Genomic DNA, 11,395 nt, shown 5'->3' with positions numbered 1-11,395 from the left:
GCGGAAGATGTAACGGGGCTCAAACCATACACCGAAGCTACGGGTATCACGTAAGTGATGCGGTAGAGGAGCGTTCTGTAAGCCTGTGAAGGTGAGTTGAGAAGCTTGCTGGAGGTATCAGAAGTGCGAATGCTGACATGAGTAACGACAATGGGTGTGAAAAACACCCACGCCGAAAGACCAAGGTTTCCTGCGCAACGTTAATCGACGCAGGGTTAGTCGGTCCCTAAGGCGAGGCTGAAAAGCGTAGTCGATGGAAAACAGGTTAATATTCCTGTACTTCTGGTTATTGCGATGGAGGGACGGAGAAGGCTAGGCCAGCTTGGCGTTGGTTGTCCAAGTTTAAGGTGGTAGGCTGAGATCTTAGGTAAATCCGGGATCTTAAGGCCGAGAGCTGATGACGAGTTATCTTTTAGATGACGAAGTGGTTGATGCCATGCTTCCAAGAAAAGCTTCTAAGCTTCAGGTAACCAGGAACCGTACCCCAAACCGACACAGGTGGTTGGGTAGAGAATACCAAGGCGCTTGAGAGAACTCGGGTGAAGGAACTAGGCAAAATGGCACCGTAACTTCGGGAGAAGGTGCGCCGGTGAGGGTGAAGGACTTGCTCCGTAAGCTCATGCCGGTCGAAGATACCAGGCCGCTGCGACTGTTTATTAAAAACACAGCACTCTGCAAACACGAAAGTGGACGTATAGGGTGTGACGCCTGCCCGGTGCCGGAAGGTTAATTGATGGGGTTAGCTAACGCGAAGCTCTTGATCGAAGCCCCGGTAAACGGCGGCCGTAACTATAACGGTCCTAAGGTAGCGAAATTCCTTGTCGGGTAAGTTCCGACCTGCACGAATGGCGTAACGATGGCGGCGCTGTCTCCACCCGAGACTCAGTGAAATTGAAATCGCTGTGAAGATGCAGTGTATCCGCGGCTAGACGGAAAGACCCCGTGAACCTTTACTATAGCTTTGCACTGGACTTTGAATTTGCTTGTGTAGGATAGGTGGGAGGCTTTGAAGCGTGGACGCCAGTTCGCGTGGAGCCATCCTTGAAATACCACCCTGGCAACTTTGAGGTTCTAACTCAGGTCCGTTATCCGGATCGAGGACAGTGTATGGTGGGTAGTTTGACTGGGGCGGTCTCCTCCTAAAGAGTAACGGAGGAGTACGAAGGTGCGCTCAGACCGGTCGGAAATCGGTCGTAGAGTATAAAGGCAAAAGCGCGCTTGACTGCGAGACAGACACGTCGAGCAGGTACGAAAGTAGGTCTTAGTGATCCGGTGGTTCTGTATGGAAGGGCCATCGCTCAACGGATAAAAGGTACTCCGGGGATAACAGGCTGATACCGCCCAAGAGTTCATATCGACGGCGGTGTTTGGCACCTCGATGTCGGCTCATCACATCCTGGGGCTGAAGCCGGTCCCAAGGGTATGGCTGTTCGCCATTTAAAGTGGTACGCGAGCTGGGTTTAGAACGTCGTGAGACAGTTCGGTCCCTATCTGCCGTGGACGTTTGAGATTTGAGAGGGGCTGCTCCTAGTACGAGAGGACCGGAGTGGACGAACCTCTGGTGTTCCGGTTGTCACGCCAGTGGCATCGCCGGGTAGCTATGTTCGGAATAGATAACCGCTGAAAGCATCTAAGCGGGAAACTAGCCTCAAGATGAGATCTCACTGGAACCTTGAGTTCCCTGAAGGGCCGTCGAAGACTACGACGTTGATAGGTTGGGTGTGTAAGCGCTGTGAGGCGTTGAGCTAACCAATACTAATTGCCCGTGAGGCTTGACCATATAACACCCAAGCAATTTGACTACTCTAACGAGCATCAGATTGCGGTGTGTGAAGACGAAATGAACCGAAAGTTCGACGTTCACAAAACACCGAAAGCTGTCACATACCCAATTTGCTGAAGCGAGGCGCAGGCCACGACTCAGTACCCGAATTTCTTGACGACCATAGAGCATTGGAACCACCTGATCCCATCCCGAACTCAGTAGTGAAACGATGCATCGCCGATGGTAGTGTGGGGTTTCCCCATGTGAGAGTAGGTCATCGTCAAGATTAAATTCCAGAACCCCTGATTGCTAACGCAGTCAGGGGTTTTGTTTTGGGCGGTCGAAAAGACAGCTAACATCCCAATTCGGCCAACAACTGCCCACAGTGCTAAAGTCCCACCCTCGATTTTGCCTTTCCCAAGGAAGCCGTTATGCCGGATGCGACGTCCCTCAGTGCTGGATTCATGGTGGTTCACGGCAACCGCCTGGACGAACTTCGCAGCCTGGTGGTCAGTTGGATGCGCCGGTACCCCTTGGCACCCCTGGAAAACGAAATCGCCCTGGTACAAAGCAACGGTATCGCCCAGTGGCTCAAGTTGGCTCTGGCCGAAGACCCGGAAGACGACGACATGGGCGGTTGCGGCATCGCGGCGGCAATCGATGTGCAGCTCCCTGGCAGTTTCATGTGGCAGCTCTACCGTATGGTTCTGGGCCGTGACGAAATCCCGCCCAAATCCCTGCTCGATAAAGCCCCACTGACCTGGCGCCTGATGCGCCTGCTTCCGGAGCTTATCGATCAGCCGCACTTCGAACCGCTGCAGCGCTTCCTCACCCACGACACCGACTTGCGTAAACGCTACCAACTCGCCGAGCGCCTGGCTGATCTGTTCGACCAATACCAGGTCTACCGTGCCGACTGGCTGGAAGATTGGGCCGCCGGCCGCCACCAATTGCGTAACGGTCGAGGTGAATCCAAACCCCTTAACCCAGCCAACTGCTGGCAAGCCGAACTATGGCGCGCGCTGCTGTTGGATGTTGGTGAAGAAGGCATGGCCGAAAGCCGCGCCGGCGTTCACCAACGTTTTATCGAGCGCATCAATACACTGGAAAAAGCGCCCGAGGGCCTGCCATCCCGCGTCATCGTTTTTGGCATCTCCTCGTTGCCCGCCCAGGCGCTGGAGGCCCTCGCCGGCCTCGCGCGCTTCAGCCAAGTCCTGCTCTGTGTGCACAACCCTTGCCGCCACCATTGGTCCGACATCGTCGCCGACAAAGACCTGCTGCGTAACGAATATAAGCGTCAGGCGCGTAAAGCGGGCATGCCGGTCACCATCGACCCACAAACCCTGCACCAGCACGCCCACCCGTTACTGGCGGCCTGGGGCAAGCAAGGTCGTGACTACATCAGCTTGCTGGACAGCTACGACGACCCCAACAGCTACCGCGCCGCTTTCCGCGACGGCCGCATCGACCTGTTCAGCGACAGCGAGCCGGCAACACTGCTCAATCAACTCCAGGACGATATCCTCGAACTGCGCCCACTCAATGAAACCCGCGAACTATGGCCCGCTGTGGATCTGGAGCGTGATACCTCAATCCGCTTCCACATCGCCCACAGCGCCCAACGCGAAGTGGAAATCCTCCACGACCAACTGCTCCAACGCTTCAGCGCCGACCCCACGCTGCGCCCCCGGGATATCATCGTCATGGTACCTGACGTCGACAGCTACGCGCCGCACATCCGCGCCGTGTTCGGGCAGCTCGAGCGCAATGACCCACGCTTCATCCCGTTCACCCTGACCGACCAAGGCCAACGCGGCCGCGACCCTCTGCTGATCGCTGTCGAACACCTGCTGAAACTCCCCGACAGCCGCTTTCCCGTCAGCGAAATTCTAGATCTGCTTGATGTTCCAGCCTTGCGCGAACGCTTTGCCATCAAGGAGCGCGACCTGCCCACGTTGCACCGCTGGATAGAAGGCGCCGGCATCCGCTGGGGGCTCAACGCCGAACAACGTGCAGACCTCGGCCTGCCAACCGGGCTGGAACAAAACAGTTGGCGTTTCGGCCTGCGCCGCATGTTGCTCGGTTACGCCGTAGGTACAGGTGCAGCGTGTGACGGTATCGAGCCCTACGACGAAATCGGTGGACTCGACGCTGTCCTGATCGGCCCCCTGGTCGCCGTGCTCGACGCACTCAACGATGCGCACCAAGCCCTGTCTCAACCCGCTCCCGCGAAGGAGTGGGGCGAACGCCTGCAACGCTTGATGCAATTGTTTTTCTTGCCGAGTAGCGAACACGACGACTACCTGCTGGGCCAACTCGAACAACTCAGAGAAGCGTGGCTGGAAACCTGCGAGTCCGTCGGCCTTAACGACGACTTACCCCTCACCGTAGTCCGTGAAGCCTGGCTAGCGGGTTTGGACCAAGGCCGCCTGTCCCAACGCTTCCTCGCCGGGGCTGTCAATTTCTGCACCCTGATGCCTATGCGTGCGATCCCTTTCAAGCTGGTGTGCCTGCTCGGTATGAACGATGGCGACTACCCGCGCGCGCAGCCCCCGTTGGACTTCGACCTGATGGGCAGTGACTACCGCCCCGGCGACCGTTCACGCCGCGAAGACGACCGCTACTTGCTGCTCGAGGCGCTGCTTTCAGCCCGCGACCAGCTCTATATCAGTTGGGTCGGCCGCAGCATCCGCGACAACAGCGATCGCCCGGCCTCGGTGTTAATCGGCCAACTGCGTGACCATCTGGCCAGTGGCTGGCACTGCGCTGACAGTGACGAGCCGCTGATCGAAGCCATGACCCAGGAGCATCCACTGCAACCGTTCAGCGCTCGCTACTTCCATGAGGGCGACTCGCTGTTCAGCTATGCGCGCGAATGGCAGTTGCTCCACGAAGCATCCGATACCACTCCGACAGAACACGGCCTGGCGCCCCATCAACAGGACGAGCCCCTGACCCTCGGCCAGCTACAAGACTTCCTGCGCAACCCCGTCAAACACTTCTTCAGCCAACGCCTGAAAGTATTCTTCGAGGCCGCCGAAGTACCGCTGGCCGACGAAGAACCCTTCGTGCTCGACGCGCTGCAACGCTACAGCCTGAGCGATAGTCTGCTCAGTGCAGCACTCACCGCGCCCGATCACTTCGACCAGGCGCTGAACGCCCAGGCTTTGCGCCTGCAAAGCAGTGGCCTGTTGCCGATGGTGGGTTTCGGCGAGTGCCTTCGCAACGAACTGATCGAGCCATTGCCCGATCTGCTGCGACGCTACCAACAATTATTGGCCCTCTGGCCCACCCCGCACCCCGGCGCCGAACCGATCAGTTTTGAGCATCGCGGCATTCAGTTGGAAGGCTGGATCAGCGGGCTGCATAGACGCAGTGATGGTGGGTTGCTCAGCGTCACCACCATCCCCAACAGCATCGGCTCGATCAAGACCCGCAAGTGGCATCGCCTGATTCGACCCTGGGTCAATCACGTGGTTGCCTGCGCTTGCGGTCTGCCGTTAAGCACCGGCTTGGTGGCCAGTGATGACACCCTGCTGCTGCCACCGCTGGATCAAGCCAATGCCCAGGAAATTCTCTGCAACTTGCTGCTCGCCTGGCACACCGGGATGAGCAAACCGTTGCCCATCGCCGTCAAGACCGCGTTTGCCTGGCTCGGCCAAACTGACCCGGCCAAGGCCGAAGCCGCCGCGGGTAAAGCCTACGAGGGTGACGGGCTCAATAACGAAGGCGAGCGCCGCGAAACCCCAGCGCTCACCCGGCAATTCCCGGACTACGCCACACTTATTGCCAGCGAAGAATTCGAAGGTTGGTGCGAAACCCTGTATCGCCCCCTGCTCAACGCCCCCTGGCGATCACTCACAAGCGAGGAGGCCGGCGCATGAACCACAAACCCTTGGCCCTGGCCTTCCCGCTCAACGGCAGCCAGCTGATTGAAGCCAGCGCCGGCACCGGCAAAACCTTCACTATCTCCGCCCTTTATCTGCGCCTTGTCCTCGGTCACGGTAGTGAAGGGGCTGGCTTTGGCCGCGAACTGCTACCGCCTCAAATCCTGGTGGTGACCTTTACCGACGCCGCCACCAAAGAGCTGCGTGAACGCATCCGTATCCGTCTGGCCGAAGCCGCACGCTTTTTCCGCACAGAAATTGAACAGCCCGACGCCCTTATCGCTGATCTGCGTGACGAATATCCCGTCGACCAATGGCCGGCCTGCGCCAATCGGCTGGACATCGCTGCGCAATGGATGGATGAAGCCGCCGTTTCGACCATCCACAGTTGGTGCCAGCGCATGCTGCGCGAGCACGCCTTCGACAGTGGCAGTTTGTTCACCCAGACTCTGGAAACCGACCACAGCGATCTGCTCGGCGAGGTGCTGCGCGACTACTGGCGGCTGTTCTGCTACCCGATGCATGACGATGCGCTCAACTGGGTGCGCAACAACTGGGTCGGGCCTGCCGCGTTGATGCCGCGAGTCCGTGCGCTGTTCGGCAGCGAACGGCCCGTCGGAGAGACCCGCGAGCCCGCCGAGCTGATCGACGCCTGCCTCCAAGAACGCCGTGAAGCGCTGATGCAACTCAAGGCACCGTGGCAGCAGTGGGCCGCCGAGCTACGTGATATCTGCCTGCAAGCCGTGGCGGCCAAGGCCGTCGATGGCCGCAAGATGCAAGCCCGCTACTTCGAGCCCTGGTTCGAGAAGATCAGCGCCTGGGCTGTTGACGACACCCTCGAACAACTCGATATCGGCACCGGTTTCACTCGCCTGACACCCGACGGCATGGCCGAAGCCTGGAAGGGCGAGCCGCCTCAGCATCCGGGTATCGATGCCATGGCCGGCCTCAAGGCTGCCCTGGATGCCTTGCCGACGCCCGACGCCGCCGTGTTGCAACACGCGGCCGGTTGGGTCGGCAAACGCTTCGAAGAGGAAAAGCGTCGACGCGCCGAAATGGGCTTCGACGACATGCTCATCCGCCTCAATGCCGCCCTGCAATCCGAGGGAGGCGAGCGTCTGGCGAGCGTGATCCGCGAGCAGTTCCCGGTGGCGTTGATCGACGAGTTCCAGGACACCGACCCGGTGCAATACAGCATTTTCGACAGCATCTACCGCATTGAAGAAAACCACCTCGACAGCGGCCTGTTCCTGATCGGCGACCCCAAGCAGGCGATCTACGCCTTCCGTGGCGCCGACATCTACACCTACTTGCGCGCCCGCCAGTCCACCACCGGCCGCCATCACAGCCTGGGTACCAACTTCCGCTCCAGCCATGCGATGGTCGAGGCGGTGAACCATGTGTTCCAGCGTGCGGAAACGGGCCGGGGTGCGTTCCTGTTCCGCGAGCCGGATGGCAAAAACCCCGTACCGTTCCACTCGGTGCTGTCCCAAGGCCGCAAGGAACACTTGCAGGTCGATGGGCAAACGTTGCCGGCATTGAACCTCTGGCACTTGCCCACCGACCAGCCGATTTCCAACGTGCTGTATCGTCAGCAGCTGGCGGCGGCCTGTGCCACGCACATTGTTGAATTGCTCAACGGCGGCCAGCAGGGCAGTGCCGGTTTCCTGCAACCGGACGCGAGCTTCAAAGGCGTGCTGCCGTCAGATATTGCCATTCTGGTGCGCGACGGCAAGGAAGCCCAGGCGGTACGCGCAGAACTGGCCGCCCGTGGTGTGCGCAGCGTTTACCTGTCCGACAAGGACTCGGTGTTCGCCGCCCAGGAAGCCCACGACCTGCTGGCCTGGCTCAAGGCCTGCGCCGAACCGGACGTGGAGCGCCCTTTGCGTGCCGCCTTGGCCTGCGTCACCCTGAACCTGTCTTTACCGGAACTGGAGCGTCTGAACCAGGACGAACTCGCGTGGGAAAGCCGCGTCATGCAGTTCCGTGGCTACCGCGCAATCTGGCGCACCCAAGGCGTGCTGCCGATGCTGCGGCGCCTGCTGCACGACTTCAAACTGCCGCAAACCCTGATCGCGCGCAGTGATGGCGAGCGTGTGCTGACCAACCTGCTGCACCTCAGCGAACTGCTGCAACAAGCGGCCTCGGAACTGGACGGCGAACAGGCGCTGATCCGCCACCTGGCCGAACACCTGGCGCTCTCGGGCCAGGCGGGTGAAGAACAGATCCTGCGCCTGGAAAGTGATGAGCAACTGGTCAAGGTCGTGACCATCCACAAATCCAAAGGCCTGGAATACGACCTGGTTTTCCTGCCGTTCATCTGCTCGGCCAAACCGGTGGACGGCAGCCGCTTGCCGCTGCACTACCACGATGAACACGGCAAATCCCAGGTCAGCCTGCGCCCAACGCCCGAGTTGATCGCCCAGGCCGACAACGAGCGCCTCGCCGAAGACCTGCGCCTGTTCTACGTCGCCCTGACCCGTGCCAAACATGCGTGTTGGCTGGGCATTGCCGACCTCAAGCGCGGCAACAGCAACAGCTCCGTACTGCACCTTTCGGCACTGGGCTATTTGCTTGGCGCAGGCGCATCGCTGGGAGAGTCCGCCGGTTTGGCGCGCTGGCTCTTGGACCTTCAAGAAGGTTGCACGGCAATCAACTACGCCCAAGTGCCCGAAGCGCAAGACATCCTCTTCCACCCACCGCGCAACCAAGCCACGCTGCGCGCGCCCCTGCTGCCCAAGCGCAAGGCGGCGGAAAACTGGTGGATTGCCTCCTACAGCGCCTTGCGCATCGGCGACAGCATGAGCGCTGCCGCGCTCGAAGCGCCGGAAAGCCCAAAGGCCCAAAAGCTGTTCGATGACGAACGCCTCGACCCCGACGCACCCCGCGAAGTGGCGGCGTCCGGCGGTGACATTCACCGCTTCCCACGTGGGCCCAACCCCGGGACCTTTCTCCACGGGCTGCTGGAGTGGGCCGGGGAGGAGGGCTTCAACGTCACACCCGAGGCGATCGAAAAAGCCGTGGGCGCCCGCTGCAATCGGCGCAACTGGGAGGGCTGGATCACCACCCTCGGCAGTTGGCTCGGCCACCTGCTGCAAACACCATTGCCGGTGGAAAACGGTCACGTTTCCCTCAGCCGGTTGCAGCAGTACCAGATTGAAATGGAGTTCTGGTTCGCCAGCCACAAAGTCGACGTACTCGCCCTCGACAAACTGGTGTGCCAATACACCCATAACGGCGTCTCCCGCGTCGCCGCCGAACCGGTGCTGCTCAACGGCATGTTCAAGGGCTTTATCGATTTGACCTTCGAACACGACGGACGCTATTACGTCGCCGATTACAAATCCAACTGGCTTGGCCCCGACGATTCGGCCTACACCCCGGACGCCATGGAACAGTCGATCCTCGAGCATCGGTACGACCTGCAATACGTACTTTACCTGCTGGCCCTGCACCGCCAACTCAAGGCGCGCCTGCCGGACTACGACTACGACCGCCATATCGGCGGTGCGCTGTACATTTTCCTGCGTGGTACGCAGTCCGCGAGCCAGGGGGCGTATTTCACCCGGCCGCCACGAGAGCTGATCGAAGGCCTGGACCTGCTGTTCCAGGGCAAGCCGATCCCGCCCAGGGTTGAGCCCGCCTGGGAACAAGGAGTGTTGTTATGAGCCTGTCGCCATTACCGCTGGAGGAGCTGACACCCCTCAGCCGCGCCGCCGACCTGGTGCAATTGCTGGCGCGTTGGGTGGAGCGTGGCTGGTTGCGTGCCCTGGACAAAGCCTTCGTCGGCTTCCTGCACGAGCTCGATCCACAGGCTGACCCGCTGGTGCTGCTAGCCGCCGCGCTGACCAGCCATCAATTGGGTCATGGTCACGTCTGCCTCGATTTGTTCGAAACCCTCAAGGCGCCCGATTTCGCCCTGTCACTGCCGCCTGAAGGCGACCTGCAAACCGGCGCCATGCTGCTGCCATCGCAGTTGCTCGACGGCCTCGACGGCGCCCACTGGTGCCACGCGCTCGCCGCCAGCCATCTGGTCGCCCTGGCCGTCGATGGCAGCGAGCCCGCCCAAAGCCGTCCGTTGGTCCTATCCGGCAAACGCCTGTATCTGCGCCGCTACTGGACCTACGAGCGGCGCATCGATACCGCCTTGCGTCTACGGCTCGCCACCCAGGAAAACGTCGCCGCCGATCTGCCGCAGCGCCTGAGCCGTTTGTTTGACCAACCGCCGCCCGACGGCGTGATCGACTGGCAAAAACTCGCCTGTGCCTTGGCCACTCGCGGCGCATTCAGCATCGTCACCGGCGGCCCTGGCACTGGCAAGACCACCACTGTGGTGCGCCTGCTCGCGCTGTTGCAGGCGCCCGCCGTGGAAGCCGGCAGTCCGTTGCGCATTCGCCTGGCCGCACCGACCGGCAAGGCTGCCGCACGCCTCACCGAGTCCATCAGTCAGCAAGTGCTGTCGCTGAAAGTGCCGGACAACGTGAAGGAAAAAATCCCGACCCAGGTCACCACTGTCCACCGCCTGCTGGGCAGTCGCCCGGGCACGCGGCACTTCCGGCATCACATTGGCAACCCATTGCCCCTGGATGTGTTGGTCGTGGACGAAGCCTCGATGATCGACCTGGAAATGATGGCCAACCTGCTCGACGCCTTGCCGCCCCATGCACGCCTGGTGCTGCTGGGCGACAAGGACCAACTCGCGTCGGTAGAGGCGGGTGCAGTGCTCGGTGACTTGTGTCGCGACGCCGAAGCCGGCTTCTACAGCACCGAGACCCGCCAATGGTTGCAAGCGGTCAGCGGCGAAGACCTCAGTGCCAGCGGCCTGCAGGAAGACCTCGACGCCAGCCACCCATTGGCCCAACAAGTGGTGATGCTGCGTTACTCGCGGCGTTTCGGCGAGGGCAGTGGCATCGGCCAACTGGCGCGTTGGGTCAACCAGCAAAATGCCGAAGAGGCGCGCAAGCTGCTGGCGGCGCGCAGTCACGATGATCTGTTCTGCGTCAGCCTAAAGGGCGAGCACGACCACGCCCTGGAGCGTCTGGTGCTGGACGGGCAGGGTGATGGCGCCCACGGTTATCGCTATTACCTCAACCTGCTGCACAGCGCCCGCCCGTCACTTGATATCCCGCGGGAAAGCGACGCCTGGACCCACTGGGCGCAACAACTGCTGCAGGCCTTCGATGCGTTCCAACTGCTCTGCGCGGTACGCAAAGGCCCCTGGGGCGTGGAAGGCCTGAACCTGCGCATCACTGCTGCCCTGCGCAAGGTACGTTTGATCGAAGGCGACGAGCAATGGTACGAAGGCCGCCCGGTGCTGATGACCCGCAACGATTACGGTCTTGGCCTGATGAACGGCGATATCGGCATCGCCCTCAAATTGCCCGAAAGCGACGGCGGTCCCCAGGTGTTGCGCGTGGCCTTCCCACGCAATGATGGCCAGGGCGGTGTGCGATTTGTGCTGCCTAGCCGTCTGAATGATGTGGAAACTGTTTACGCCATGACCGTGCACAAATCCCAGGGCTCCGAGTTCACCCACACCGCATTGATCCTGCCGGATGCGTTGAACCCCGTGCTCACCAAAGAACTGATCTATACCGGCATCACGCGGGCCAAGCGCTGGTTCAGCCTGATCGAGCCCCGAGGTGGTGTGTTTGAAGAGGCGGTCAGGCGCAAGGTCAAGCGCTTGAGTGGGCTGATGCTGGAATTGGGCCACGAACCGGAAAAAACTGACTGACAGGTCATG

At 60.7% G+C, this 11,395-nt stretch carries 3 protein-coding genes and 2 rRNA genes (1 of these 5 only partly in view); all 5 read left to right on the top strand.

Annotation, left to right across the window (positions count from 1 at the left end):
* Positions 1-1,780 (top strand): 23S ribosomal RNA (locus tag K5K89_RS24780); it begins 1,112 nt to the left of the window's first position.
* Positions 1,781-1,935: 155 nt separating this feature from the next.
* A 5S ribosomal RNA gene (rrf, locus tag K5K89_RS24775) occupies positions 1,936-2,051 on the top strand.
* A gap of 145 nt (positions 2,052-2,196) precedes the next feature.
* On the top strand, positions 2,197-5,649 hold the full coding sequence (recC, locus tag K5K89_RS24770) for an exodeoxyribonuclease V subunit gamma (protein WP_222540431.1): 3,453 nt from the start codon (positions 2,197-2,199) through the stop codon (positions 5,647-5,649).
* On the top strand, positions 5,646-9,320 hold the full coding sequence (gene recB / locus K5K89_RS24765; protein ID WP_222540430.1) for an exodeoxyribonuclease V subunit beta: 3,675 nt from the start codon (positions 5,646-5,648) through the stop codon (positions 9,318-9,320). The genes recC and recB overlap by 4 nt, the downstream gene beginning before the upstream one ends.
* A complete protein-coding gene (gene recD, locus K5K89_RS24760) occupies positions 9,317-11,386 on the top strand; it encodes an exodeoxyribonuclease V subunit alpha (protein ID WP_222540429.1) in 2,070 nt (689 codons plus the stop codon). The genes recB and recD overlap by 4 nt, the downstream gene beginning before the upstream one ends.
* The last annotated feature ends 9 nt before the right edge of the window (positions 11,387-11,395 follow it).

The sequence above is a fragment of the Pseudomonas sp. DR208 genome (genome assembly GCF_019823005.1).
Lineage (GTDB): Bacteria > Pseudomonadota > Gammaproteobacteria > Pseudomonadales > Pseudomonadaceae > Aquipseudomonas > Aquipseudomonas extremorientalis.
Note: the sequence above shows the minus strand (reverse complement) of the source record. Positions and strands in the feature narration are given on the sequence as shown.

Coding starts and splice junctions, on each gene's coding strand:
- recB (WP_222540430.1), top strand. CDS start 5,646: ATGAACCACAAACCCTTGGCCCTGGCCTTCCCGCTCAACGGCAGCCAG.
- recC (WP_222540431.1), top strand. CDS start 2,197: ATGCCGGATGCGACGTCCCTCAGTGCTGGATTCATGGTGGTTCACGGC.
- recD (WP_222540429.1), top strand. CDS start 9,317: ATGAGCCTGTCGCCATTACCGCTGGAGGAGCTGACACCCCTCAGCCGC.